Source organism: Xanthomonas sp. 4461 (assembly GCF_024806475.1).
GTDB classification, from domain to species: Bacteria; Pseudomonadota; Gammaproteobacteria; order Xanthomonadales; family Xanthomonadaceae; genus Xanthomonas; species Xanthomonas arboricola_F.
Genome location: NZ_JANTYV010000001.1, coordinates 537,306 through 563,478, shown reverse-complemented (window position 1 = coordinate 563,478; position 26,173 = coordinate 537,306). Strand labels below are relative to the sequence as shown.

Below are 26,173 nucleotides of genomic sequence, written 5' to 3'. Positions count from 1 at the left end.
GGCCACGGACACGTTTATTAGGATACCGAACCGTACCGTTTAGATTTAACCCTTACTGTCCCTCCGGAGACATCCTCGTGCGTTCTCATGCTTCGTTCCGCCTGCCGTTGCTCGCCGTTGTCGTCACCGCCCTGCTGAGTGCCTGCGGCAGCCCGCCGGGCGGACCGCCACCGGAAGAGGGCACGCCGGAGATGGCCGTGCTGACCGTCCAGCAGCAGCCGGTGTCGCTGACCACCGCGCTGCCGGGGCGTACCGTGCCGTACCTGATTGCCGAAATCCGCCCGCAGGTCGGCGGCATCGTGCAGTCGCGCCAGTTCACCGAGGGTGGCAACGTCAAGGCCGGGCAGACGCTGTACCAGATCGATCCGGCGACCTACCGCGCCAGCTATGCCAGCGCCCAGGCCACTCTGGCCAAGGCGCAGGCCAATCTGCGCACCGCCAGGCTCAAGGCCGAGCGCTACACCGAGCTGGCGCAGATCAAGGCGATCAGCCAGCAGGAAGGCGACGACACCGCCGCGGCGCTGGGCCAGGCCGAAGCCGATGTGGCTGCCGGCAAGGCCAGCGTGGAGACCGCCCGGATCAATCTGGCCTTCGCCCGCCTGGACGCGCCGATCTCCGGCCGCATCGGTCGCTCCAGCGTGACGCCGGGCGCGTTGGTGACCGCCAACCAGTCCACTGCACTGACCACCATCCAGCAGCTGGACCCGATCTACATCGACGTCACCCAGCCCAGCGCGGCGGTATTGCGGCTGAAGCAGGCGATGGCGCGCGGCGACCTTGAAAAGGCCGGCGAGGGCGCGGCCAAGGTCTCGCTGCTGCTGGAAGACGGCAGCGCCTATCCGTTGCAGGGCCAGCTGGCGTTCTCCGATGTCACCGTCGATCAGAACACCGGCTCGATCACCTTGCGCGCGGTGTTTCCGAACCCGAACGCCGATCTGCTGCCGGGCATGTATGTGCGCGCGGTGCTGCAGGAGGGCGTCAAGCAACATGGCCTGCTGGTGCCGCAGCAGGCGGTCTCGCGCAATGGTGCCGGCAAGCCGACCGCATTCGTGGTGGGCGCCGACCACAAGCTGCAGTTGCGTGTGCTGGAGACCGACCGTGAAGTCGGCGACCAGTGGCTGGTGCGCAGTGGCCTGAAGCCCGGCGAACAGGTGGTGGTCGAAGGCGCCTCGCGTGCGCGCGACGGTATCGAGGTCAAGACCGTGCCATGGCAGCCCAAGGGCACGCCCGCTGCCGCTGGTCATGCTGCCGGTGCTGCTGGCACTTCTTCCGCCCCGACCGCACCGCGTGCGGCCAACTGAGGCGGGATCACACGTCATGGCACGCTTCTTTATCGATCGTCCGATCTTCGCCTGGGTGTTGGCCATCATCGTGATGCTGGCCGGCATCCTGTCCATCGCCACCTTGCCGATCGCGCAATACCCCAGCATCGCGCCGCCCGCTGTCGCCATCACCGCCAACTATCCGGGCGCCTCGGCGCAGACCCTGGAAGACACCGTCACCCAGGTCATCGAGCAGAAGATGAAGGGCCTGGACCATCTCAGCTACATGGCCTCCACCAGCGAATCCAGCGGCACGGTGACCATCACACTGACCTTCGACAACGGCACCGACCCGGACACCGCGCAGGTGCAGGTGCAGAACAAGTTGTCGCTGGCCACGCCGTTGTTGCCGCAGGAAGTGCAGCAGCAGGGCGTGACGGTCACCAAGTCGGCCACCAACTTCGTCAACGTGCTGGCCTTCACCTCCGAAGACGGCAGCATGAGCGATTCGGACCTGTCCGATTACGTGGCGGCCAATGTGCAGGAAACCATCAGCCGCGTCGAAGGCGTGGGCGACACCACGCTGTTCGGTTCGCAATACGCCATGCGCATCTGGCTGGACCCGAACAAGCTGAGCAATTTCAGCCTGACCCCGGTGGATGTGCGTAGCGCAATCCAGGCGCAGAACGCGCAGGTGTCGGCCGGCCAGCTCGGCGCGTTGCCGGCGGTGGCCAACCAGCAACTCAATGCCACCATCACCGCGCAGACCCGGCTCAAGACCGCCGAGCAGTTCGAAAACATCCTGCTGCGCACGCAGTCCGATGGCTCTCAGGTGCGGCTGCGCGATGTGGCGCGGGTCGAACTGGGTAGCGAAAGCTACAACACGGTGGGTCGCTACAACGGCAAGCCCGCAGCGGGCCTGGCGATCAAGCTGGCCACCGGTGCGAATGCGCTGGACACGGTGCGCGCCATCGACAAGAGCCTGGAAGAGCAGGAGAAGTTCTTCCCGCCGGGCATGAAGGTGCAAAAGCCCTACGACACCACGCCGTTCGTGCGCATCTCCATCGAGCAGGTGGTGCATACGCTGGTCGAGGCAGTGGTGCTGGTGTTCCTGGTGATGTACCTGTTTCTGCAGAACTTCCGCGCCACCTTGATTCCGACGATTGCGGTGCCGGTGGTATTGCTGGGTACGTTCGGCGTGCTGGCCGCGTTCGGCTTCACCATCAATACGCTGACCATGTTCGCGATGGTGCTGGCGATCGGCCTGCTGGTGGACGATGCCATCGTGGTGGTGGAAAACGTCGAACGCGTGATGGGCGAGGAGCAGTTGTCGCCCAAGGACGCCACCCGCAAATCGATGGACCAGATTTCCGGTGCGCTGGTGGGTGTGGCGCTGGTGCTTGCCGCGGTGTTTGTGCCGATGGCGTTCTTCGGCGGGTCCACCGGCGTGATCTACCGGCAGTTCTCGATCACCATTGTGTCGGCGATGACCTTGTCGGTGCTGGTGGCGATGATTTTGACCCCGGCCCTGTGCGCCAGCTTGCTCAAGCCGGTGCACAAGGGCCATGGCATGGCCACCACCGGCTTCTTCGGCTGGTTCAACCGCCTGTTCGATCGCGGCAACACCCGCTACCAGGGCGTGGTGCGGCACATGCTGGGCAAGGGCTGGCGCTACATGCTTGCCTATGCGGTGCTGCTGGCGCTGGTGGTGGTGGGGTTCATGAAATTGCCGGTGGGCTTCCTGCCGGATGAAGACCAGGGCACCTTGTTCGTGCTGGTGCAACTGCCGCCGGGTGCCAGCGATGCGCGCACCGGCGAGGTGATCCGGCAGGTGGAGCATCACTTCCTGGTGGATCAGAAGGACTCGGTGTCCGGCGTGTTTGCGGTCTCCGGTTTCAGCTTCGCCGGCACCGGGCAGAACGTGGGGCTTGCCTTCGTCAAGCTGCGGCCGTGGGACGAGCGTACCGGCAAGGGCCAGAGCGTCACCGACGTGGCGGCCAAGGCCGGGGCGTATTTCGCCAGTATTCGCGATGCCAAGGTGTTCGCCTTCGCGCCACCGGCGGTGTCGGAACTGGGCAATGCCACCGGCTTCGATCTGATGCTGCAGGACCGCGCCAACCTGGGCCACGACGCCTTGATGCAGGCGCGCAATCAACTGCTCGCGGAGCTGTCGCAGGACAAGCGGCTGGTGGCGGTGCGCCCGAACGGGCAGGAAGACACGCCCGAATTCAAGCTGGAGATCGACCCGCACCGGGCGCAGGCGATGGGGGTGTCGATCTCCGACATCAACAACACCTTCTCCAGCGCATGGGGCAGCGTGTACGTCAACGACTTCATCGACAAGGGACGTGTCAAGAAGGTGCTGCTGCAGGCCGACGCGCCGTACCGCATGAATCCGCAGGATATCGACCGCTGGTTCGTGCGTAACAGCGCGGGCACCATGGTGCCGTTCAACGCCTTCGCCACCGCCAGCTGGCAATCGGGTTCGCCGCGGCTGGAGCGTTACAACAGCGTGCCGTCGGTGGAGATCCTGGGCATGGCGCTGCCCGGCGCGGCGTCCAGTGGCGAAGCGATGCAGATCGTGGAAGCGGCGGCGGCAAAATTGCCGCCGGGTATCGGCTTTGAATGGACCGGGTTGTCGCGACAGGAAAAATCCTCCACCGGCCAGACCGGCCTGTTGTACGGCCTGTCGATCCTGATCGTGTTCCTGTGTCTGGCTGCGTTGTACGAAAGCTGGGCGATTCCGTTCTCGGTGATCCTGGTGGTGCCGCTAGGTGTGTTCGGCACGCTGCTGGGCGCGATCCTGACCTGGAAAATGAATGACGTGTACTTCCAGGTGGGGTTATTGACCACGATTGGTCTGGCATCGAAAAACGCGATCCTGATCGTGGAGTTTGCCAAGGAGCTGCATGAGAGCGGCAAGAGCCTGATCGAGTCGGCACTGGAAGCGGCGCGCATGCGCTTGCGGCCGATCCTGATGACATCGCTGGCCTTCATCCTGGGCGTGGTGCCACTGGTGCTCACCAGTGGTGCCGGTGCCGGCGCGCAGCATGCGCTGGGCACGGCGGTGATCGGCGGCATGTTGTCCGGCACGGTGCTGGCGATCTTTTTCGTACCGCTGTTTTTCGTGCTGGTCAGCGGCATGTTCAAGCGTCGCGCGCAGCCTGCCACGCCCGCCACTGCGCAACCGACAGGACACTGACATGACACCGATTCGCATGACACTTGCCGCCATCGCGGTGGCCAGCGCGCTGTCTGGCTGCACCATGATGCCGCGCTACACCCGTCCCGACGCTCCGGTGCCGGAACACTTCGCCGGTACCGGGTCCACCACTACGGCCGACGCGGCTGCAAGCGAACCGGCGCGCAGCGTGGCCGATATCGGCTGGCGCGAGGTCTTCACCGACCCGGCGTTGCAGCAGGTGATCGCGCTGGCGCTGGAGAACAACCGCGACCTGCGCGTGGCCGCACTCAACATCGAAGTGGCGCGTGCGCAGTACCGGGTGGAGCGCGCTGCGTTGGTGCCGGCCATCAATGGCACCGGCACGGCGAACAATTCGCGCACGCCGAGCGAGCTTGCCATCCCCGGGCAGCCGGCGGTGTTTCGCACCTACAGTGCCAACATCGGCATCAGCGCGTACGAACTGGATCTGTTCGGGCGCGTGCGCAGCCTCAAGGAACAGGCGTTGCAACAGTTTCTGTCCACCGCCGAAGCCCGCCGCAGTACCCATATCAGCCTGGTCGCAGAAGTCGCCACCGCGTATCTGACCCTGGCCGCCGACCAGGCGTCGCTGCAATTGGCGCAGTCCACCTTGCGTAGCCAAGACGACAGTTATCGCCTGCAGCAACGCAGTTTCGAATTGGGCGTCGCCTCGCAGCTGACCCTGCGCCAGGCGCAGACCACGGTGGAAACCGCACGCGTGGACGTGGAGCGCTACACCGCGCAGGTAGCGCAGGATCGCAACGCCCTGGTGCTGCTGGTCGGCACGGCTGTGCCGGACGCCTTGTTGCCGCGTGCGTTGCCCGATAGCGCCAGCGTGGAAGGCAGTGTGCTGGCCAGCGTGCCGACCGGGTTGCCGTCGCAGCTGCTGCAGCGTCGCCCGGACATCCTGGAAGCAGAGCGCAACCTGCGTGCGGCCAATGCCAACATCGGTGCAGCGCGTGCGGCGTTCTTCCCCAGCATCAGCCTGACCGGCTCGTTGGGTTCGTCCAGCAGCAGCCTGTCGAACCTGTTCGATTCTGGCACGCGCGCCTGGAGCTTCGTACCGACGCTGACCTTGCCGATCTTCAATGCCGGGCGAAATCGCGCCAATCTGGACATGGCCAAGGCCAACCGCGATATCGAGGTGGCCCGCTACGAGAAATCGATCCAGAGTGCGTTCCGCGAAGTGTCCGATGCGCTTGCGCAACGCGATACGCTGGGCCGGCAGTTGCAGGCGCAGCAGGCGTTGGTCGATGCGACCGCCGATAGCTATCGCTTGTCGCAGGCGCGTTTCGAACGTGGCGTCGACAGTTATCTGCAGGCACTGGATGCGCAGCGCTCGCTGTACAGCGCCCAGCAGACCTTGATCGGCACGCAGCTGTCGCGGTTGACCAATCTGGTGACGTTCTACAAGGCGATGGGTGGCGGCTGGTTGCAGACGGCAGAGCCGGAGGTGGCCAGCGTCGCGACGGGGCAGCCGCATGGATGACCAGACCCCGGCCGACGCTGCACTGCGTGCGCCTGCGCCACCCGGCAAGCGCGGTGCCATCCTGGCGGCGGCGCGTGCGCTGTTCGAGCGCTACGGATTCGAGGGCACCAGCATGGACACCATCGCCCAACAGGCGCGGGTGTCCAAGGCCACGCTGTACGCGTACTTTGCATCCAAGGAAGTGCTGTTCCGCACCACGCTGGAGGCATTGGCGCATGCGCCGCGCAGTCACTGGGACGGGTTGCTGGAGGCGCAAGGTCCATTGGATCGGCGCCTGATTGCCGTTGCCAATGCGCTGCTGCGCGTGGCGAGCCGCAGCGCATTGGACGATGCCGCGTACGCGTTGGTGCGCCCGCCGGTATTGCCCAGCCAGATGCGCGAGGAGATGTGGATGCTGTGCTTCGAGCGTTACGACCGCATGATGCGTGCCCTGCTGGCGCGCGAGGTGGCCGCCGGAGCGCTGGCGATCGACGACCTGCCTGAGGCATCGGTCCATTTTTTCGGGTTGATGACCGGGCTGCCCGCCAACGCGACGATACGTGGCGACCTGTTGCAGGCACCGGCTGCAGCGCAGCAGGTGTATGTCGCCAGTGCGGTAGCGCTGTTCCTGCGTGCGTATCGGCCGCAACCATCGGCAGTAAGCACGGCAGGCAAGCGCGAAGTGCCTGGCGGGTTCTAGTTGCAGCAGCAGGACTGCGCGATGGATGGCAGTAGTCGCTGGTGCGTTGTCTGCGTTCGCATGCAGGGCCACCACTGCGTCAGGCGCGCTGCGCGTTGATGAGGGTCGCTCATAAGCGTTAGCGCCGCCTGCTGTGCAATGTGCCTGCGGCACCGGACTATCGTGGCGCATCGGTGCTGCAGCGGTATTGCCGCCTGCGGTCGATCCATTCGATGCGGCCATTGCCGCGGGAGCGAGCGATGCAGATACGACAGTTGGGAAACAGCGGGTTACAGGTATCGGCACTGGGCTTGGGCTGCATGGGCCTGAGTTATGGCTACGGGCCGGCGACCGAGCGCAAGGACGCCGTCGCCTTGCTGCAGGCGGCCGTGGAGCGTGGCGTCACTTTCTTCGATACGGCCGAGGCTTACGGGCCCTTCGCCAACGAGACATTGCTGGGCGAGGCGCTGGCAGCGCACCGCGACCAGTTGGTGATTGCAACCAAGTTCGGCTTCAAGGACGGACATGCCGATGCCGGGCTTGACAGTCGTCCCGAGCGGATCCGTGCGGTGGCCGAGGCCAGCCTGACGCGCCTGAAGACCGACCGCATCGACCTGTTCTATCAACATCGCGTGGACCCGGCGGTGCCGATCGAGGAGGTGGCCGGCACGGTCAAGGACTTGATCGCCGAGGGCAAGGTGACGCATTTCGGCCTGTCCGAGGCCGGTGCCGACACCATCCGGCGCGCGCATGCAGTGCAGCCGGTGACCGCAGTGCAGAGCGAATACTCGCTATGGTGGCGCGAGCCGGAAACCGACGTGTTGCCGACGCTGGAAGAACTCGGGATCGGCTTCGTGCCATTCAGCCCGCTCGGCAAGGGCTTCTTGACCGGCGCCATCCAGGCCGACACGCAATTTTCCGCCGACGATTTCCGCAATCAGGTGCCGCGGTTCGCAGCCGAAGCCCGTCAGGCCAACCAGGCGCTGGTCGGGCGCATCCAGGCCATCGCTGCCGACAAGGGCGGCACCCCGGCGCAGGTCGCGCTGGCGTGGCTGCTGTCGCGCAAGCCGTGGATCGTGCCGATTCCCGGCACCACCAAGCTGCATCGCCTGGACGAAAATCTGGGCGGCGCTGCGTTGACCCTGAGCAGCGAGGATCTTGCGCGCATCCAGCAGGCGCTGGATGCGGTGGCGATTGTCGGCGAGCGTTACAGCCCTGAGCGACAGAAGCTGGTCGGTCAATGACCCAGCGGTGCAAGCGACCGCACACCGCCGCAATAGTAGGAGCGCGCTTGCGCGCGATGCGGCGTTGTCGATAAGTCCACATCGCGCGCAAGCGCGCTCCTACAGAAGTACGTCAACGCACCAGATCGTGCCGCAGCGCATCGACCACCACCGTTACCCTCGCCGCAAACCGAAGCTGTTGTAGGAGCGCGCTCGCGCGCGATGGGGCGTTACCGATAAGGCCTCATCGCGCGCAAGCGCGCTCCTACACGAGCGTGTCACCGCGGCAAGGCGTGCCGCAGCGCATCTATCGCCGCGCTTAAACGTTCCGCAAACCGAAGTTGTTGTAGGAGCGCGCTTGCGCGCGATCGGGCGTTACCGATAAGTCCACATCGCGCGCAAGCGCGCTCCTACGGAAGTGCGTCAACGCACCAGATCGTGCCGCAGCGCATCGACCACCACCGTTACCCTCGCCGCAAACCGAAGCTGTCGTAGGAGCGCGCTTGCGCGCGATGGGACGTTACCGATAAGGCCACATCGCGCGCAAGCGCGCTCCTACAGAAGTGCGTCAACGCACCAGATCGTGCCGCAGCGCATCGACCGCCACCTTTACCCTCGCCGCAAACCGAAGCTGTCGTAAGAGCGCGCTTGCGCGCGATGGGACGTTACCGATAAGGCCTCATCGCGCGCAAGCGCGCTCCTACAGAAGTGCGTCAACGCACCAGATCGTGCCGCAGCGCATCGACCACCACCGTTACCCTCGCCGCAAACCGAAGCTGTCGTAGGAGCGCGCTTGCGCGCGATCGGGCGTTACCGATAAGTCCACATCGCGCGCAAGCGCGCTCCTACAGAAGTGCGTCAACGCACCAGATCGTGCCGCAGCGCATCGACCGCCACCTTTACCCTCGCCGCAAACCGAAGCTGTCGTAAGAGCGCGCTCGCGCGCGATGGGGCGTTACCGATAAGGCCTCATCGCACGCAAGCGCGCTCCTACAGAAGTGCGTCAACGCACCAGATCGTGCCGCAGCGCATCGACCACCACCGTTACCCTCGCCGCAAACCGAAGCTGTCGTAGGAGCGCGCTCGCGCGCGATTGAGCGTTACCGATAAGGCCTCATCGCGCGCAAGCGCGCTCCTACGGAAGTGCGTCAACGCACCAGATCGTGCCGCAATGCATCGATCACCACTTTGAGTGCGCTCGAGGATTGGCGGCGGCTGGGGTAATAGGCGTAATAGCCGTCGAACGGGTCGCACCAGTCTTCCAGTACGCGGCGCAAGCGGCCGGCGGCGATATGGTCCAGCACCATGGTGTCCGGCAGGAACGCCAGTCCTGCGCCGGCCAACGCGGCGCGCAGGATCGCGCTGCTGTCGTTGAAGGTCCATTGCCCATCCACGCGCACCTTGACCTCACGCCCGTCTTTTTCGAAATCCCAGGCCAGCAATCCGCCGTGCGTTGGCAAGCGCAGGCCGATGCAGTTGTGCTGCGCCAGATCGGCCGGAACGCTCGGGATGGTGTGATGCACGAAGTAGCCAGGGACCGCGACCACCGCCATGCGCTGGCGCGGGCTGATCGGCACCGCGATCATGTCCTTGGCGACCTGGTCGCCCAAGCGGATGCCGATGTCGTAGCGCTCGGCCACGATGTCGGCCAGGCCGTAATCCACGGTGACTTCGATCTTGAGGTCCGGATAGTCGGGCAATATTTTCGAAAGCGCCGGCCACACGTAGGCATCGGCGGCGTGCCCGGCGGTGGTGATGCGGATGGTGCCGGCCGGCTTGTCGCGGAAGTCGGTGAGCGCGGACAACTCGTCGTCGATCTCCTGCAGCCGCGGTGCCACCGTCTCGAACAGGCGCGCACCGGCTTCGGTCATCGAAACGCTGCGCGTGGTGCGGGTCAGCAAGCGGATGCCCAACCGCGTTTCCAGGGCACGCACGGTATGGCTCAACGCCGATTGCGAGACGCCCAGTTGCGCGGCGGCGCGGGTAAAGCTGCCCTCGCGCGCGACGGTGACGAAGACCTGCAGGTCGTTGAGGTTTTCCCGAGCCATTGCTGCCAGTGCCGCTTCAGGCATGCGATTCATGCGGCCAGCATCATGCGCGATGGAGTGTGATGGCCTCAATGCCGGTGGCCCGCAGCGCAGCCGCATTGATGCGCTGGGTTTCTAGCTGCATGCGGATTTGCAGGGGGGAATGTGTCTGCGCATGCGCGCTACAGTGCAGGCAACCGGATGCAGGGCAGGTGGCGCTCTGCTGTCGATTGCCAGACCGATGCGGCGGCGGCCCGATAGCGCATCGGCCGCTGGTCCGCTTCGACCTGCGAGGCACCCCGCGCGGCCTGGCAAGCCATTGCTACGTTGTTTCACCACACTCAAGGAGTACCGCAATGAATCTGTTCGCAACTGCAATGTCGTTGTCGATGATGGCCGCGACCACCGCGCCGGGTGGCGAGGGGAACGGGGGCGCGCAGGCGCCGATCAGGGTGAGCCGTGCCGGCGGTGCGGCGTCGGCGGTGGGCCCGGCCGATTACTTCACCGGCAAGGTGCGGATCGATGCGCCGTTTCAGGCCGATGCACCAGCACGCGTGGGCGGTGCCACGGTGACCTTCGAGCCGGGCGCGCGTACCGCCTGGCACACCCATCCATTGGGGCAGACGCTCATCGTCACCGCCGGTGCGGGGAGGGTGCAGGAGTGGGGCAAGCCGGCGCAGGAGATCCGCCCCGGCGACATCGTGTGGATTCCGCCGGGCGTCAAGCATTGGCACGGCGCGAACGCGACGGTGGCGATGTCGCATATCGCCATTGCCGAGTCGGTGGATGGCTCGCCGGTGACCTGGCTCGAACAGGTGACAGACGCGCAGTACAAGGCCGATTGAGTGACCGGGAATGGCGCAGCGGGAATGCCGTCTTCGACTGCAACGACTGCATCGCCATCGCTGCAGGAGCGCCGCAGCTGTTGCGCGCGGCGCGATCTGCGCGTGCAGAAGACCGCGGTGGTCAGGCCGGCAGTCTCATGCCGCTTCGGTCGCGTCGGGCGCGCTTGCGCGTAAGCGTTGTGCATCGCGCGCGGGCGGCTCGCCGAGAAGGCGCGCGTAGTCGCGGCTGAATTGCGATGCGCTCTCATACCCCACCCGAAACCCGGCATCGGCGGCGGTGAGCGCCTCGGCCACCATCAACCGGCGCGCCTCGTGCACGCGCAGATGCGAGCGGTACTCCAGCGGTGTCATCGAGGTCACCGCCTTGAAGTGCGCATGGAAGGTGGAGCGGCTCATCGCCGACAGATCGGCGATCTGCTCGATGCTGAAACGCTGCGCGTAGTGCTCGCGCAGCCACACGATGGCCTTGGAGATCTGGTTGAGGCGGCTGTCGGCAATCGCCATCTGGCGCACCACCGCATTGGCGGGGTCGGCCATCAGGCGATAAAGCAATTCGCGCGTGACCAGCGGGGCCAGCGCGGCGATCTCCTGCGGTCGGTCGAGCAGGCCTGCCAGCCGCACCGCGGTGTCGTACAGCTGCGGCGTGCTGCGGTTGAGCAACAGGCCGGCGCTCGCGGTGTCGCGCTGCGGCTCGGCAAGTTCCGCGTGGTGGATCGCCAGTTCGCTGAGCACCGCCGTGTCCAGGTCCAGGCAGAAGCACAGGTAAGGGTGGGTGGCGCTGGCCTCGATTACCGAGCCGACGATGGGAAGGTCCACCGAGGCCACCAGGTACATCTGCGGGTGGTAGTGATAGGCCTGGTTTCCCAGCATCGCGCGCTTGCGGCCCTGCGCCACCAGGCACAGCATCGGCGTGTAGACGGTAGGGATGGAGTCGGTGGCGACGGCGCTGCGCATCACGTGCAACCCGGCGATCGGCGTGGCGTGCATGCCATCGGCCGGTGCGTGGCGCAGCAGGATGTCGGTCAGGTCGGCGGTGGCAGAGGGCATGCGGGACGCTCGTGCGTTGGCGCTATGCGGCACGGCCGCGGTAGCGCGATCCTACAAGGGACACCGTGGTGCGCCCAGCAATGGCAGACTCGACAATGCCGCCGATGCGTGCGCGTGCCAGCGAAGCCCTGGCCATCGAGGCAATGCCGCTGATCGATCGCTCACGCACATTCCGTATTCTTGCGACCTGTCTCCGGTGCCTCGATCGTCATGCCTGCCAAACCCCGTCCCCTAGCTGCCGCCTCCACCCCTGCCGACTGGAAGGCGATCGAGCAGGCGGCGACTGCCGAGCTTGCCAGGCGCACGCAGCTGGCGCACCAGCAGATCGTCGGCCTGCTGAGCACGCACGGACATCTGCTCAGCGACGCCCAGCGACGCGCGCTCGGCAAACGCCTGCAACGCAGCGGCAAGTAAGGCGTCCGCGCCGTGGCGCCACCCGCAGCCGCGCTGCGCGCACAGTTGGCCCGGGCCTGCGGACGGCGGCACGGCGCGTGCGGCCTGTGCGCAGCCCACACGATCTTCTAGCTAGCCGCCATGCAGGCGCTCATGCGCCCGTCGCCGATTCCCACGGCGGCGTCTGGCCGAAGTGTTCGAGCAGAAAGTCCACAAACGCACGCACCCGCGGCGGCTGCAGCTGGCGCGCGGGCATCACGGCGCTGATCTGCGAGGTGGGAGGCGGGTAGTCGGTCATCACTTCGACCAGGCGACCGGCGCGCAGGTCGTCGGCGATATGCCAGTACGAATGCATCGCGATGCCTTGCCCGGCGAGCACCGCATCGCGCACCAGTTCGCCGAAGTTGCTCTCGAAGCGGCTTTGCATGCGTACCCGCACCTGGCCGCCTTCCGGCGTCTGCAGCGTCCACAGGTCCTGGCGGCCATCGCGGCCCATCAGCAGCACGCCTGGATGCTGCATCAAATCCGCGGGAGTGCGCGGTATGCCGTGCCGCTGCAGATACGCAGGCGAGGCAGCCAGCGTGCGGCGGTTATCGGCAATGCGCCTGGCCACCAGGCCGGAGTCGTCCAGCGCGCCGATGCGGATCGCCAGGTCGAAGCCCTGCTGGACCAGGTCCACCAGATCGTCGCTCAGATGCGCGCTGATGCGCAGGCGCGGGTGCCGTGCCTGGAAGGCGGGCAGCAGCGGGGAGATGTATTGACGCCCGAACGAGGCCGACAGCGTGACCCGCAAGGTCCCGCCGACATCGTGGGCGCTCTCGCGCAGGTCGTCGGCCAGCGCTTCCAGGTCGTCCACCAGCACCCGGCCGCGCGCCGCCAGCTGCTGCCCTTCCGGCGTGGGATGCAGGCGGCGGGTAGTCCGGTGCAGCAGGCGCACGCCGAGGTCGCGTTCAAGCCGTTTCAGGCGCTGACTGGCAACCGCGACCGACAGGTCCAGGGTGTGGGCGGCGGCGGTGATCGAGCCCAGGTCCAGCACGCGCAGGAACAGCGCGATATCTCCGAGACGGTCCATGCATTATCAATCTGGCATTGAAAGTGAATCAGCATAACAAGGCTTCTTGAAGAGGATTGTCCGGCGCAGGCTATGCGCAGTCCTTCCCCGGTTTCTGTCATGTCCTCCCCTGCGTCCCGTCTGCCACCAGCCCTGCTGGCGCTGACCATCGGTGCCTTTGGCATCGGAACAACCGAATTCGTCATCATGGGCCTGTTGCAGCAGGTCGCCGCCGACCTGGGCGTCTCGCTCGCCGCAGCCGGCCTGCTGATCAGCGGCTACGCGCTGGGCGTGAGTATCGGCGCGCCGGTGCTCACGTTGCTCAGTGCCCGCTGGCCGCGCAAGGCCGTGCTGGTGAGCCTGATGATCGTCTTCACCCTGGGCAATCTCGCCTGTGCCCTGGCGCCCGACTACGCCAGCCTGATGGTCGCGCGGGTGCTGACCTCGCTGGCGCATGGCACGTTCTTCGGCGTCGGCGCGGTGGTGGCCACCTCGCTGGTGCCGCCCGAGCGGCGTGCCTCGGCCATCTCGTTGATGTTTGCAGGCCTCACCGTGGCGACCCTGCTGGGCGTGCCGGCCGGTGCATGGCTCGGCCTGCAACTTGGCTGGCGGTCCACCTTCTGGGCGGTAACGGTGATCGGGGTGCTGGCCACCGCTGCGGTTGCGCTATGGGTGCCGGCCGCCGCAGGTGCGGCGGCGCCGGTGTCGTGGCGACAGGAAGTGGCGGTACTGCGGCGCGGGCAGGTGCTGCTGGCGCTGGCGATGACGGTGCTGGGATATGCCGGCGTGTTCGCGGTATTTACCTATATCCAGCCGCTGCTGGTGCAGGTGACCGGGTTCGCGCAGGCGGCGGTGTCGCCGGTCTTGCTGGTCTTCGGCGTCGGCATGGTCGTGGGCAATCTGCTGGGCGGGCGGCTGGCCGACCGGCGCGCCACCGCCGCCTTGCTGGGCACGCTGGCGGCGCTGGTGGCGGTGCTCGCTGCGATGGGCCTGGCCCTGCACAACAAGACCGCGATGGTGGTGGTTGTCGGGCTGCTGGGCGTGGCCGCCTTCGCCACCGTGGCGCCGCTGCAATTGCGTGTGCTCGAACATGCACGCGGTGCCGGCCAGAACCTGGCCTCCAGCCTCAATATCGCCGCGTTCAATCTGGGCAATGCCCTGGGTGCCTGGCTGGGCGGCGTGGCGATCGCCACCCACGCCGGCCTGGTCGCCACCCCGTGGGTCGCCGCGCTGTTGAGCGCCGTCGGCCTGGGGATCGCGTTGTGGAGCGTGCACCTGCAGCGCCGGCGTGCCGCTGCGCCGGCGGCATGCGCGCAGGTGGGTTGATGCGGTTCTTCAGGCGTGGTGAGTAGGCCGCGCAAGCGCGGGCATGCGCGATCGGCGCCTGTGCTGGGCGAGCAGCGCCTGGCGCCGCTGGTTGCAGGACCCGCTGGCACTGAGCGCAGACGTTCTTTCGGCTTCAAGGAGCATTGCAATGGACACACGTTTTCTCGGCCGTTCCGGTTTCAAGGTGCCGGTGCTGGGGCTGGGCGCCGGCACGTTTGGCGGCAAGGGGCCGCTGTTTTCCGCCTGGGGCGATACCGATGCGGCACAGGCGCGGCGCATGATCGACCTGTGCCTGGAAGCGGGGCTGAACCTGTTCGACACCGCCGATGTGTATTCGGACGGCGCCTCTGAAGAGATCCTCGGCCAGGCGCTGCACGGCCGCCGCGATCAGGTGATCCTCTCGACCAAGACCGGCCTGCGGTTGGGCGATGGGCCCAACGATGCCGGCGCCTCGCGCTTTCGCTTGTTGCGTGCGGTGGATGCCTCGCTGCGACGCTTGCGCACCGACTATATCGATCTGCTGCAGCTGCATGCCTTCGATGCGATGACGCCGGTGGAGGAAACGCTGTCCACGCTCGATGGGCTGGTGCGCGCCGGCAAGGTGCGTTATCTGGGCGCGTCCAATTACGCCGGTTGGCAGCTGATGAAATCGCTGGCCGTGGCCGACGCACAGGGCTGGAGCCGCTTTGTCGCCAACCAGAGCTATTACTCGCTGGCCGGGCGCGACTACGAATGGGAGCTGATGCCGCTGGGCATCGACCAGGGCGTGGGTGCGGTGGTGTGGAGCCCGCTGGGCTGGGGCCGGCTGACCGGCAAGCTGCGCCGCGGCCAGGCATTGCCCGAACACAGTCGCCTGCATGCCACCGCTGCCGCCGGGCCGGCGATCAGCGACGAGCGCCTGTTCGACATCGTCGATGTGCTCGACGCGATTGCCGCAGAGACCGGCCGCAGCGTGCCGCAGATCGCCATCAACTGGCTGCTGCAACGACCCACCGTGAGCACGGTGCTGATCGGCGCACGCGACGAAGCGCAGTTGCGCCAGAACCTGGGTGCGGTGGGCTGGTCGCTGACGGACGCGCAACGCGCGCGCCTGGATGCAGTGAGCGCGGTGGAGCCACCGTATCCGTATTACCCGTACTGGCGCGGGCACTTTGCCGAACGCAGCCCGCTACCGGTGTGAGGCGGGCTGCGCCATTGCGCCACGCTGCTGCCGGATGGCGACAGCGTGGCATACCTCACCGTTGCCGCCTCACAACGGCCGTGCCGCGCGCGGAATCACCTCGGGCATGATCGCTCCCACGCCCTTGCTGCCTTGCAGCTGTTTGCAGTTGTCCAGTGCAGTGGTCACCGAGTCGTAGCCGATCATCGCGCTGCCATCGATGGCCGAGGCATAGATCAGCTTGCCGCCAGTGCGCGTTGCCAATGCATGCGCAATGGCGGGCGTGGTGTCGAAGAGTTTGATCGAGGCGCCCAGCAAGATCAGCTGGCCGCTGCGGGTTTCGAGCGCTGCGGCCACGCGCGGGGCTTGCCCGGCCGGAACCGCGGCGGCCGTGCGTGCGGCGGTGCCGGCATCGAGATAGATCGCGTAGCGGTCGAAGCGTGCAACCGGGGCGTCTGTGGTGGTTTGCGACGCCCGTACCGCGCGTGCGGCGGTCGTTGCAGGCGCGTCCTCGGCCAGCCTGACCACTGCGCCGGGAATCAGCCGGAAGCTGCTACGTCCTGCAGCGATGGTCGGCCCGGTCGCCGCAGCATGCAGGCGTTTGCTGTCGACCAGCTGCGCCGACGCGGGAGCGCAGACGCCGGTTGCAACGACAACGAGCAGAGTGAGCAAGGATGTCTTCATGTCAGTGACCCACCACGCGCATTTCGAATTCCTCCAGTTGTTCCTTGCCCTGGTCGGCGAGCATGTCGTCGACCTCCAGGGTCCAGCGCCCGGCCGAGGGTTCGTCCAGGAAGGCGTTGCTCGATGTCAGGAACACCACCATGCCTGCGTCGCTCCTGTCGAGCGTGGAAAACGGCGTCATCAGGGTGCTGCGCGTGCCACTGGGCGAGACCAGCACCGCGCGCAGGTTGCGGGGATCCTTGTGCGTGCCGGCGAAGTACAGCTGCACGCCTTCCACCTTGAAGGATTGACCGATGTCGATCGCCAGTCTTGCGGGTACGCCGGCACCGCCGATGGTGCTGCTTTTCCCCTCATAGCTCTTCCACTCGGTGTCTTTCATCGCCGGTAGCGAGGTGAAATGCACGGCGCGTTCCACCGCCGCGGCGGCGTCCACCAGGCCGAATCCGTACCAGTTGCTGAAACGGTGGCCGGCCGCGTTGGTGATCCAGCCAGGCTCGATCACGCTGCCGTTGTAGAGCACCTTCGGCTGCTTGGGATCGACCTGCACCGCGGTGGTCGCCAGGATGTACTTGACGTCGCGCAGCGTCAGTTGCGGGTTGGCGCTCAGCATCAAGGCCGCAACCCCAGCGACGGTGGGTGCGGAGGCCGAGGTGCCGTTCATGCGTGCGGTGTAATTGCATGAGGCATCGATCTTGGACCTGCTGGTATCCAGCGCATTCTGCATCGCGCGTGTGCGGTCGCGATTGTTGCCGGCCTTGCAGCCGCTCAAATCGGTGGTGACGATCGCCGGCGAGTAGAACGGCTGCGGCCCGGTTGCAGCGAGCAGCCCGTACGACTCCTTGAACGTCTCCGGATGCGGATCGAATCTGCGTTGGAATCCAAACTCGCCGGAGAGACCAGACACCCACAATGCAGACCCGGGCGATGAGTAACTCGCGCGCACCCCATTGGCGTTGACCGCACCGACCACGATCATGGTGGTCAGGCTATTGATGTTGTCGATATTCGCACTGCTGCAGGCAACGCCCAGTTGCCGGGTCTGATCGCTGCAGCGATCGATCAGCTTGCCCTGCGCATCCACGTCGATCAGCGTATTGAAATCGTTGCCTGCCGATTTGACATAGATACCGCCCTTGCCGCCGCGCTGGGCCCGCATCAACCGTTCCAGAGCGCGTTGCTCGTCGAGGTCGCTGAATTGATACACCGCTGCCGAGACGCCGAAGCTGTTGTTGAACACATCCATTGCGCGGGCTTGCGGCCCATCGCCCCAGGAATAGCGGTTGTTGACGTACTGGATGCTGCCATCGGTGGTGTCACCGGCGTTGAAACCGGCCAACTTCGCTTCCGGCGCAATGCCGCGCCCACCGATGCCGTTCCACCCCCGCGCAGCGATGATGCCTGCTACTGCGGTGCCATGCTCGCCGTCGATGTCATCTGCTCGCGGAGTGGGGTCGTTCGATCCGTTCAAAAAATTGTGCGAACCATTGGGCAGGATGTTGTCGGCAAGATCCGGGTGCGCGATTTCCAAGCCGTTATCGATCACCGCAACATTGACGCCGGCGCCGCGGATTCCCAGCGTGTGCAGGATGTCCACATCCAGGTCCACGCCGGGCAGCGGGCGTCCATCGCCGAACACCGGTTGGGCTTGATTGAGTAGATGCCACTGGTAGCGGAACAGCGGGTCGTCGCCTTGCTGTGTCTTGTGCCGGTGCACTGCGCCGGTACCGCGCTGCGCGACAACGTCGGCAGCACTGGCAGCACTGGCAGCACCAGCGCATACGCACAGTGCCAGCAGCACGGCAGAAGACAGCGCGGAGCTCTGCGAAGAAGCAATCATCATGACCTCTGGTCAGAAAGAGGAACTACGGAGATGGCGCCAGTGACGGCGCACCAGATGCGAAGGCCGCAAGCGTCTGCCTGCGGCCGTTGACCTCACATCGGTTGCATGACCGCCTGCGTCACCACCAGCGATGCCTGCGCGATGCCACTGCTGCCTTGCAGTTGGGCCGCTGCGCGTTGTGCCTGCTCGATCGAGGCGTAGCTGATGACTGCGCTGCCATCCACCGTTGAGGCATAGGCAATGCTCCCACCGGTGCCTCCGGCCAGCGCGGTCGCCGTGGCGGGGGTTGTGCCGGTCAGCTTCACCTGCGGCCTGACCAACACCACCCGGTCCGTCCGCTCGTTGACCGCCGCGGCCAGCGTGCGCTCAGGCGCGAGGGGTTGGTTGCGCGCCGCGCCGGCAGGCGGGTCGAGCACCACCAGAAAGCTGCCGATGCGTGCGATCACCTTGCCGCCCGGCGGCGGCGTGGCAGAGCCCTTACGCGCAACGCCGCCAGGTCCCGATCTCCGCTTGGCATCGACCGCGGAGGTCTTCTGCTCGATGACCGTAGCAGGCAACATGCGGAAGGTGTCCGTTCCGGAGCGGAAGCGTGCGCCGGTGGCGGCTGCCAGCACGGCCTGCGGAGCGGCCGATTGCGCTGCATGCGCTACGCCGCTTGCAACGCTGCAGCCCATCAACAAGGAAACAACAAGCGCGATCTTCATGTCAGTGCCCCACGATGCGAAGGTTGAACGCCTTGAGCGCTGCGGTCTTGCCAGGCTCGCTCATGTCGGTGACTTCCAGTGTCCAGATGCCGCGCGAGGACTCGTCCAGAAAGGCGTTGCTGGAGGTGAGGTCGATGTAGAAGCCGGTCTTGGCGTAGGCCGCGGGGTCCAGGACCGAGAACGGCGTGGCCACCACGCTGCGGGTGCCGCTGGGCGAGATGAGCACCACGCGTAGATTGCTCGGCGTCAGATGCGCAGACCGCAACGACAACTGCACCGCTTCGATCTTCATCGCCTGCTTGATGCGGATGCGCAGCGTGCCAGGTCGTGCCGGACCGCCGATCTGGCTGGGCGGGTTAGTGGAGGCGACCCATTGCGTGTCGCGCATGGGTGGCAGCGGAGTGAAGTAACTCGCCTTGTAGAACGCTGCTGCGCCATCGGCCAGGCCGAACCCGTACCAATTGCTGAAGCGATGTCCGGCCGCATTGGTGATCCAGCCCGGGTCGATCACGCTGCCCTGGTAGACCGCGCGCGGCTGCCAGGGGTCGATCTGGCGTGCCGTGGTGGCCAGGATGTACTTGACATCGCGTGCGCTGAGACTGGGGTTGGCATTCAATATCAGCGACGCGACCCCGGAAACCGTTGGAGCTGCGGCGGAAGTGCCATTCATGATCCCGTTGTAGTTGCACGATCCATCGATCCTGGAGGCACTGGTGTCCAATGCATTGACGGGATCGGAGCCGTCGTAGTTGAAGCCTGCAGAGCAACCGGTCAGGTCGGTGGTGACAATCGCCGGCGCGTAAACGTTCGGATCGTCGATGCCTGGAGCGAACTTGCGCTGGTACCCGTATTCGCCGCCGATTCCGGAGATCCAGAGCGCCGAGCCGGACGAGGAATACGACGAACGCACCCCTTTCGCGTTGACGCTACCGACCACGATGGTGCCGATCAGGTTGCTGAGTGGGTCGACGTTGGCCAGCGCGCAGCCGACATTCAATGCGCGTGTCGTCGCATTGCACAGATCGATGGTATTGCCTTGCTCATCGCTGCCGAGCAGGTCCCCGAAGCTGTTGCCCGCCGACTTGACGTAGATGCCGCCAAGACCGCTGCGGGTCGAGCGCATCAATGCTTCCCAGGAGCGCTGCTCTTCTGCGGAGAAGTCGACGTAGAACGGCGCAACCGAGCCCCAGCTGTTGTTGAAGACATCGATGTTGCGCGCCTCCGGCCCGTCACCCCACGCATAACGCACGCTCGCATCGTTGTTGGAGGAACCGCGCGCCAGGAAATCGAACCCTGCCAGCAGGACATCCGGCGCCACCCCGCGCCCGCCACGACCGTTCCAGCCGACCGCACCGATGATGCCGGCTACCGAAGTCCCATGCGCACGATCCGGGTCGATCGGCGTGGTGTCGTGCGATCCATCGCCGAAGTTGTGGGAGCCATTGGGCAGGATGTTGTCGGACAGATCTTCGTGACCCAATTCCAGTCCGTCGTCCACCACACCGACCCGCACGCCGCGGCCGCGGATATCGATGGCATGCAGGATGTCCACATCCATATCGACGCCGGGCACCGGGCGACTGTCGCCGATCACGGCCTGTCCCTGGTTGGAGAGGTGCCATTGGTAGCGCAGCAGCGGATCGCTGGCCTTGGGACTGGCCTTGGAGTTGGCAGTGGTGGTAGCGGTCACTGGCGTGTCGGCCAGTGCCGAGAGTGGTGCGCTCGTGATCAGTAGGGCACCGATCAACAGCGCGAGAGGGCGCCTGCGGTAAGGGTTCATTCCGTTTGAGTCCAGTCAAGGGTAGGCACGGTCGATACGACACAGTCTCCCGTCCTGCCGATCATGCGATCGGCCGGCGTAACTGCTTCAACAGATTCAGGCCGTGCCTATCGAGCCCGAATCAGAAGCGTCGGGAGAAATCCAGGTAACTCCACGCGGCAGCGGCCGCGGCGAGCAAAACCGATCAGGCAGCGCCGAACGGATGCGCCGGCCCGTGCGAGCACGCCATCAACGTCAGGTGGGATTGGGGGGGCGTGCAGGAGAACAACGCGAAGAGGCAGCAACAGGGTCCATGTCCGTGTATCCCGAAAGAGCCAGTGACACGCATCGGTCCGAAACGCCGGACGGATGCGACCGGGGCACCAGCCGGCTCCCCTGTGCGCGTCCGCGCAGCCGACGCTGGCAATGCGAATGCATCGGCAGCGATCCGATTAGAGATGGCGCACTCCGCGCTCGCAAGCTGAGCGTCAGATGACAGACGCGTGACCCGTTGCGCAATTTATGCAAGACATGCCGATTCACGCACGCGATGCGACGTTTTTCGCACAGGATTGGTCGCGATCCATTGCGATCTAGCGATTATGCATTGACAGAAAGCATCGCGATGCGCGGATTTGCTTCGCATCCGGCGTGGCGCACCATGCGACTGCGACAGGTGTGCGCAAGGGGCATAGCCAGGCGATGCCATACGACTCGGCACCCAGATGCTGTACGAGGGCGTGCGACCGGCGTCGCCTGTGCTGCGCCATGCAACCCGCATCGTTCGATGCACCGGGGGCGCGTGTGGCCCCGGTGACTGCAGTTGCTGTCGCAACGGAAACGGCGCCGATCCCGCATGTGTCCAGGAATCGACGCCTCGATGTTTCGCTGTATTGATCCTGCCGCCTACCAGCGATACGCCACCGACAGCTGGTACTGCCGTCCAGCGATCGGCCGGCCCATGAATACCCCGCCGGTGGCCGCACCCGGCACGCGGACGTTGCCTTCGGTGAGCCCCAGCGTATCGGTGACATTGCTGCCGCTGGCGGTCATTTCCCAATGCTCGCCCACATGCAGGTTGGCGCCGATATCCAGCATGTCGTAGGAGGGCAGGCGCTGGCTGTTGGCCAGGTCCGCGAAGCGATCGCCGATGTACGAATACGTGGCGAACACCTTGAGGTCGCCGAACGGCAGCATCCAGTAATAGCTCGGCGTCAGCCGGAACTGCCGCTTGGGCTGGCGCATCACCTGGTTGCCGGTGAACTCGCGATAGTTGCGGTACTTCGCATCCAGCCATACCCCGGTGCCGGCCAGCTCGAAACCGCCGAACGGGCGGATGGCGCCTTCCACCTCCAGGCCGCGCGCGCGCGAATCGCCAACGGCGGTGAAATTTTCGCCATTGGCCAGGAACGCCTGGAACGGCGAATTCTTGAACGTGTTGTAGAACGCGGTGAGATACAGGTCGTAGGCGCTGGCGCCAGACTTGAGGCCGAGCTCGTACTGGTCCACTTCCTGTACGCGATTCTGCCCATCGCGCAGGTTATCGAAGCCGGGGAACTTCACACCCGAGTTGATCCGTGCGAACAGGCTGTTGCTGTCGTTGAGTTTGAAGTTCAGCCCGGCCGTCCACGAGAATGCCTCGTCGTCCTGGTCGATACGGCGTGTGGTCGCCAGGGACAGCGAGGTGGCGTTGTCGTACAGGGTGGCGGGGTTGCCATCGAGGTCGATCGTGGCGGTGTCGTGCACATTGCCGGTCACGCTCTGGCGCTCGTAGCGCGCACCCAGGTCCAGCCGCAACGTGTCGTTGAGTTCCCACTCGTCGGCGACGAAGGCCGCGATGTTTTCGCCGTCGTAGTTGGCGCGCAGATTGAAGAACGCGGTGCTGGTGAAGCCCTGGCGCGTTGCCTGGCGTCCATCGTCCAATGCCACGTCGATGCGACGTGCGTTGTTTTGCGCGGTGAGCAACATGGTGTTGCCCAGGTACCAGGTGTCGGCAGAGGAATACCTGGCGTAGTACGCACCCACGGTCAAGGTATTGCCGGCAAACAGCTCGCGGCTCAGTCGCAGATCGTTGGTAAAGGAATTCAGGCGCTTGTCCACCGACCACCAGCCGGCTTCGAGCACCTGTTGATTCGGGTCGACTGCGCCGCCGCCGTTGGTATACGTCGCGGTGCCGCCACTGCCGTAGCCGGCGATGAAGTCGCTCAATCGCAGCGGCGCATCGCCGGTGAACAACGCATAGGTCGGCGCGCTGCCGCTCATCACGTTGAAGCGGTCGGCGATGGTCCAGGCGCCGGTTTCCCAGTTCAGTTCCCCACCGAACACATCGATGTTGACGCCGCGCCCGTCGGCCAGATCGCGTCGGATGGTCTGTCCGTTCGGCCCGACCAGCAGATCGACATTGCGGAAGTCGCGGCCGAGCAGGGTGCCGGTCTGCGCATTCAAGCCGGGGAAACTGGACAGGTCGTTGCCGTTATTGCGCGAGAGCAGCGGAATGGCGGTGTAGAACGCGTTGTTGTCGTCTGTATGCCGCGCGTAGAACGATAGCTCGCCACTGTCCCAGCGCTTGCTCAAGGTAGCGCTGAACTGGCCGCCCTTGTCGGCCGAAAACTGCGGGTCGCGCACCCCATCGGTCTCGCGGAAGAAGCCGCCCACGCTGTAGTACCAGCCGTTGCCCATCGGCCCGCTGTTGAACACGTCGATGCGGCGCAAGTCGCTGTTGCCGCCGGTCAGGCGCACGCTGCCCTCCGGTTCGTCCTGGCCCTTTTTCTGGATGAAATTGACTGTCAGACCGGGTTGCCCATTGGAGAAGATCGGGCTGGAGCCGCCACGCAACACCTCCATGCGTTCGACGGTGTCGTCGACGCGGAACAGTGTGGAATTTTCCAGAAACGACAGGGTCGGCGGTGGAAACAGCGGTGAGCCATCCAGTTGCATGGTCACGAACGGCGCGTCGCCTTCGGAGGGCATGCCGCGCACGAAGATATTGGCACCGGTGCCGCCGCCGCTGGGCTCGGCCCATACGCCCGGCACGATCTTCAACAGGTCGGCAGTGCTCTGCGGCACCGCTTGCTGGATCTGTTCCGGGCTGGCGGTGGTGATCGAAAAACTGGCATCGCGCTTGGCCAGACCCTTGAAGCGCGCGGTGCCGCTGACGATCACCGCATCCAGCGTGGTGGCATCCTGACTGGCTGTCTCTTGCGGTGCGGTCTGTGCGTGCGCCATCGGCGCAAGCAAGGTGGCGATGGTCAGCGATAACGCATAGCGGGGCATGGGTGAGGTCATGGCGATGTCCTTGCTGTCGCAGCAACCGGCAGATCCCGCCGCAGCGAACGGCGTACTGCCCGAAAAGTGATATGCCGCACAGGACTGCATCGATGGCGCAACGGACCTGCACGGCGCGTATTGCAGTTCTAACGGAGTCGCGCAGAAAAGCTGTTGTGCGCCGCGTCAACACATGCAGTGATTGCTGCGGGCGTGCTGGTCGCAGTGTGCATGGATCGAGCGGCTGTTGTGCAGCCCGCAAGACGACGGTGCAGCCGCAAGGCGGGCGCGGCCGGTGCGCGAATCCCTGTATGCCATTCGCACACTGCGGCGACCGCTCGCCAGCTGTTGGCAGCCACTCCTGGTGCGCATGAACACTCGCACCCATACGGTGGCAGAGGTGCGAGCGTCGCTGCGCGCAGCGCGGAGTTGATCGCTACGCTGTCCCCGCCTGCCTCAGGTCGCGGCAACAGTGCGCACCGGCGCCGCCTCGCGAATCGGCAGGTTGACCAGCGCCGCGGCAACCGCAAGCACCATGTCGCCGTACCACATCCAGCTGTAGTCGCCGCTGTGTTCCAGCACCAACCCGCCCAGCCAGGCACCGAAGAAACCGCCGAGCTGGTGCGACAGCAGGGTCAGGCCGAACAAGGTGCCCAGATAGCGCGGGCCAAACAGCTTGCCGATCAATCCTGCGGTTGGCGGCACCGTGGCCAGCCAGGTGAAACCCAGTGCGGCCGCAAACAGATAGAACGTCAGCGGTGTGGGCGGTGCGAGCAGGTACAGGCCGATCAGCACCGCGCGGCTGGCATACATCGCGCACAGCAACCACTTCATGCGTACGCGCTCGCCCAGTTTGCCGGCGACCAGGCTGCCTGCCACGTTGAACAGGCCGATCAGCGCGATCGACACCGCCGACACGCTGGCCGGCAGCCCGCATAGCGCGACCTCGCCGGGCAGATGCGTGACCAGGAAGGCGATATGCACCCCGCAGGTAAAAAATCCCAGGTGCAGGCACCAATAGCTGCGATCGCGCACCGCCAACCGCAATTGCGCGCGCAGACCGATGTCGTCGGCCGCGCGCGTCGGCTGGCTACCCGATGCGGATGGCACGCGGCGCAGCGGCCAGGCCAGCGGCAAGGTCAACAGCGACACCAACGCCAGGCCGATCATCGCCCTGGCCCAGCCGGCCGCACCGATCATCAGCTGCACCAACGGGGCGAAAACGAACTGGCCCAGCGAGCCGCCGGAATTGATCAATCCGGCCGCGAACGAACGCCGTTCCGGTGCGATGCGGCTGGCGGTGGCACCGATCAGGACCGAAAAACTGCCAGCGCCCGCACCGGCCGCCGCCAGCACGCCCAGCGATACGATCAAGCCCCATTCGCTGGCCAGCCATGGCGTCGAGGCCAATCCCAACGACAGCAGCATGCCGCCGAACAGCAGCACCGGCAGCGGCCCGCGCTGGTCGGCAATCGCACCGAACACCGGTTGTACCGCACCCCAGACCAGTTGCCCGATCGCCAGCGCGAAGCTGATTGAGGCGATCCCGATCCCGGTCTGCCGATGGATCGGCTCGACGAACAAGCCGGTGGTCTGGCGCGCCCCCATGGTCAGCATCAGCATCGCCGAGGCGGTGAGCAGCAGGCCCCATTGCGCACTTGCGCGTGCGGTTGCCGGCGCGCTCATGCGGCGTGTTCCAGCACGGCATCCAGGCGGCCCAGCGTGGCATGCAGCTGCGCGGTCGGCGCTGCACCAAACAGCGTTTCGATCCGTTGCTGGGCTGCCAGCCAGTGCGGTTGTGCGCGCCGCAGCAGCCCGCGGCCGCTGCGGCTCAGGATCAGCCAGGTCTGCCGGGCATCGTCGCCGCGCCGGGTGGTGATCCATCCGGCAGCAAGCAAGGGTTTGAGGTTGCGGGTGAGGGTGGTGCGGTCCATGCCCAAGGCCTGTGCCAGCATGCCCAGAGACTGCGCTGCGTCGAGTCGGCGCAGGATCGAGTACGCGTTGAGACTCAGGCCGACCGGCGCCAGTGCGTGGTCATAAAGCTGCGACATCCGACGCGCCGCCCGGCGCAGATGAAAGCAGGTGCAGTTGGACGTGCTGGACATGGACGCGCTCCGCAGGATGGCTGCATATTGCGTGCATATGCACCTATCTACAAGCGGCCGGATGTGTGCCCGCTACCCGGGCGAAGGCCACTTGCCTCAGAAGCCGTCATCCCCAACCAACCACGTAGGAGCGCA

At 65.7% G+C, this 26,173-nt stretch carries 18 protein-coding genes and 1 pseudogene; 9 read left to right on the top strand and 10 right to left on the bottom strand.

Annotated elements, in window-relative coordinates:
* Window positions 1–77: 77 nt before the first annotated feature.
* The 5 genes from FHY19_RS02280 to FHY19_RS02260 all read left to right on the top strand — a co-directional run bounded on the left by FHY19_RS02280 (window position 78) and on the right by FHY19_RS02260 (window position 7,855).
* Window positions 78–1,301, top strand: coding sequence for an efflux RND transporter periplasmic adaptor subunit (locus FHY19_RS02280; protein ID WP_259161179.1), 1,224 nt, complete (start codon window positions 78–80; stop codon window positions 1,299–1,301).
* 16 nt (window positions 1,302–1,317) lie between these two features.
* Window positions 1,318–4,464: an efflux RND transporter permease subunit gene (locus FHY19_RS02275; RefSeq protein ID WP_259151534.1), complete on the top strand. Its 3,147-nt coding sequence runs from the start codon at window positions 1,318–1,320 to the stop codon at window positions 4,462–4,464.
* 1 nt (window position 4,465) lies between these two features.
* A complete protein-coding gene (gene adeC / locus FHY19_RS02270; RefSeq protein WP_259161176.1) occupies window positions 4,466–5,953 on the top strand; it encodes an AdeC/AdeK/OprM family multidrug efflux complex outer membrane factor in 1,488 nt (495 codons plus the stop codon).
* Complete coding sequence (locus FHY19_RS02265; RefSeq protein ID WP_259161174.1) at window positions 5,946–6,632, top strand: TetR/AcrR family transcriptional regulator; 687 nt, start codon at window positions 5,946–5,948, stop codon at window positions 6,630–6,632. Before adeC ends, FHY19_RS02265 begins: the two co-directional genes overlap by 8 nt.
* A gap of 239 nt (window positions 6,633–6,871) precedes the next feature.
* Complete coding sequence (locus FHY19_RS02260) at window positions 6,872–7,855, top strand: aldo/keto reductase (protein ID WP_259161172.1); 984 nt, start codon at window positions 6,872–6,874, stop codon at window positions 7,853–7,855.
* A 1,127-nt stretch (window positions 7,856–8,982) separates the two neighbouring features.
* Here FHY19_RS02260 and FHY19_RS02255 read toward each other — a convergent pair.
* Entirely contained in the window at window positions 8,983–9,882 is a 900-nt protein-coding gene (locus FHY19_RS02255; RefSeq protein ID WP_259163862.1) for a LysR family transcriptional regulator, read from the bottom strand.
* A gap of 335 nt (window positions 9,883–10,217) precedes the next feature.
* Here FHY19_RS02255 and FHY19_RS02250 point away from each other — a divergent pair, with 335 nt between their 5' ends.
* A complete protein-coding gene (locus FHY19_RS02250) occupies window positions 10,218–10,706 on the top strand; it encodes a cupin domain-containing protein (RefSeq protein WP_259161170.1) in 489 nt (162 codons plus the stop codon).
* Between the two features lie 135 nt (window positions 10,707–10,841).
* Here FHY19_RS02250 and FHY19_RS02245 read toward each other — a convergent pair whose 3' ends face one another.
* Entirely contained in the window at window positions 10,842–11,753 is a 912-nt protein-coding gene (locus tag FHY19_RS02245) for an AraC family transcriptional regulator (RefSeq protein ID WP_259151522.1), read from the bottom strand.
* Window positions 11,754–11,963: 210 nt separating this feature from the next.
* Between FHY19_RS02245 and FHY19_RS02240 the strand changes: the two genes are divergently transcribed.
* On the top strand, window positions 11,964–12,167 hold the full coding sequence (locus tag FHY19_RS02240) for a hypothetical protein (RefSeq protein WP_259161168.1): 204 nt from the start codon (window positions 11,964–11,966) through the stop codon (window positions 12,165–12,167).
* Window positions 12,168–12,297: 130 nt separating this feature from the next.
* Here the strand turns inward: FHY19_RS02240 and FHY19_RS02235 are convergent, their stop codons facing one another.
* The gene (locus FHY19_RS02235) at window positions 12,298–13,218 is read right to left on the bottom strand and encodes a LysR family transcriptional regulator (RefSeq protein WP_259161164.1); all 921 of its coding nucleotides are present in this window, start codon (window positions 13,216–13,218) and stop codon (window positions 12,298–12,300) included.
* Window positions 13,219–13,317: 99 nt separating this feature from the next.
* Here FHY19_RS02235 and FHY19_RS02230 point away from each other — a divergent pair, with 99 nt between their 5' ends.
* Together FHY19_RS02230 and FHY19_RS02225 are read left to right on the top strand one after the other, a co-directional pair.
* Window positions 13,318–14,523: an MFS transporter gene (locus tag FHY19_RS02230; protein WP_259161163.1), complete on the top strand. Its 1,206-nt coding sequence runs from the start codon at window positions 13,318–13,320 to the stop codon at window positions 14,521–14,523.
* 148 nt (window positions 14,524–14,671) lie between these two features.
* Window positions 14,672–15,703: an aldo/keto reductase gene (locus tag FHY19_RS02225; RefSeq protein ID WP_259161162.1), complete on the top strand. Its 1,032-nt coding sequence runs from the start codon at window positions 14,672–14,674 to the stop codon at window positions 15,701–15,703.
* Between the two features lie 69 nt (window positions 15,704–15,772).
* On the opposite strand, the gene FHY19_RS02220 is transcribed toward FHY19_RS02225, so the two are convergent.
* The 7 genes and pseudogenes from FHY19_RS02220 to FHY19_RS02190 all read right to left on the bottom strand — a co-directional run bounded on the left by FHY19_RS02220 (window position 15,773) and on the right by FHY19_RS02190 (window position 26,038).
* On the bottom strand, window positions 15,773–16,366 hold the full coding sequence (locus FHY19_RS02220; protein ID WP_259161161.1) for a hypothetical protein: 594 nt from the start codon (window positions 16,364–16,366) through the stop codon (window positions 15,773–15,775).
* A 1-nt stretch (window position 16,367) separates the two neighbouring features.
* Window positions 16,368–18,065 (bottom strand): annotated as a pseudogene (locus FHY19_RS02215) (S8 family serine peptidase); the annotation flags it as partial.
* Between the two features lie 233 nt (window positions 18,066–18,298).
* A complete protein-coding gene (locus tag FHY19_RS02210) occupies window positions 18,299–18,910 on the bottom strand; it encodes a hypothetical protein (RefSeq protein ID WP_259161160.1) in 612 nt (203 codons plus the stop codon).
* Window position 18,911: 1 nt separating this feature from the next.
* A complete protein-coding gene (locus tag FHY19_RS02205; RefSeq protein WP_259163859.1) occupies window positions 18,912–20,657 on the bottom strand; it encodes a S8 family serine peptidase in 1,746 nt (581 codons plus the stop codon).
* Between the two features lie 918 nt (window positions 20,658–21,575).
* The gene (locus tag FHY19_RS02200; RefSeq protein ID WP_259161159.1) at window positions 21,576–23,954 is read right to left on the bottom strand and encodes a TonB-dependent receptor; all 2,379 of its coding nucleotides are present in this window, start codon (window positions 23,952–23,954) and stop codon (window positions 21,576–21,578) included.
* A gap of 435 nt (window positions 23,955–24,389) precedes the next feature.
* The gene (locus tag FHY19_RS02195; protein WP_259161158.1) at window positions 24,390–25,619 is read right to left on the bottom strand and encodes an MFS transporter; all 1,230 of its coding nucleotides are present in this window, start codon (window positions 25,617–25,619) and stop codon (window positions 24,390–24,392) included.
* A complete protein-coding gene (locus tag FHY19_RS02190; RefSeq protein ID WP_259151503.1) occupies window positions 25,616–26,038 on the bottom strand; it encodes a MarR family winged helix-turn-helix transcriptional regulator in 423 nt (140 codons plus the stop codon). The genes FHY19_RS02195 and FHY19_RS02190 overlap by 4 nt, the downstream gene beginning before the upstream one ends.
* Window positions 26,039–26,173: the final 135 nt, after the last annotated feature.

Bases quoted from the DNA above. Each gene is read 5' to 3' on its own strand.
- FHY19_RS02265 (WP_259161174.1), top strand. From the start codon at position 5,946: ATGGATGACCAGACCCCGGCCGACGCTGCACTGCGTGCGCCTGCGCCA.
- FHY19_RS02250 (WP_259161170.1), top strand. From the start codon at position 10,218: ATGAATCTGTTCGCAACTGCAATGTCGTTGTCGATGATGGCCGCGACC.
- FHY19_RS02210 (WP_259161160.1), bottom strand. From the start codon at position 18,910: ATGAAGATCGCGCTTGTTGTTTCCTTGTTGATGGGCTGCAGCGTTGCA.
- FHY19_RS02235 (WP_259161164.1), bottom strand. From the start codon at position 13,218: ATGGACCGTCTCGGAGATATCGCGCTGTTCCTGCGCGTGCTGGACCTG.
- FHY19_RS02240 (WP_259161168.1), top strand. From the start codon at position 11,964: ATGCCTGCCAAACCCCGTCCCCTAGCTGCCGCCTCCACCCCTGCCGAC.
- FHY19_RS02245 (WP_259151522.1), bottom strand. From the start codon at position 11,753: ATGCCCTCTGCCACCGCCGACCTGACCGACATCCTGCTGCGCCACGCA.
- FHY19_RS02255 (WP_259163862.1), bottom strand. From the start codon at position 9,882: ATGGCTCGGGAAAACCTCAACGACCTGCAGGTCTTCGTCACCGTCGCG.
- FHY19_RS02190 (WP_259151503.1), bottom strand. From the start codon at position 26,038: ATGTCCAGCACGTCCAACTGCACCTGCTTTCATCTGCGCCGGGCGGCG.
- FHY19_RS02260 (WP_259161172.1), top strand. From the start codon at position 6,872: ATGCAGATACGACAGTTGGGAAACAGCGGGTTACAGGTATCGGCACTG.
- FHY19_RS02195 (WP_259161158.1), bottom strand. From the start codon at position 25,619: ATGAGCGCGCCGGCAACCGCACGCGCAAGTGCGCAATGGGGCCTGCTG.
- FHY19_RS02230 (WP_259161163.1), top strand. From the start codon at position 13,318: ATGTCCTCCCCTGCGTCCCGTCTGCCACCAGCCCTGCTGGCGCTGACC.
- FHY19_RS02275 (WP_259151534.1), top strand. From the start codon at position 1,318: ATGGCACGCTTCTTTATCGATCGTCCGATCTTCGCCTGGGTGTTGGCC.
- FHY19_RS02220 (WP_259161161.1), bottom strand. From the start codon at position 16,366: ATGAAGACATCCTTGCTCACTCTGCTCGTTGTCGTTGCAACCGGCGTC.
- FHY19_RS02200 (WP_259161159.1), bottom strand. From the start codon at position 23,954: ATGACCTCACCCATGCCCCGCTATGCGTTATCGCTGACCATCGCCACC.
- FHY19_RS02225 (WP_259161162.1), top strand. From the start codon at position 14,672: ATGGACACACGTTTTCTCGGCCGTTCCGGTTTCAAGGTGCCGGTGCTG.
- adeC (WP_259161176.1), top strand. From the start codon at position 4,466: ATGACACCGATTCGCATGACACTTGCCGCCATCGCGGTGGCCAGCGCG.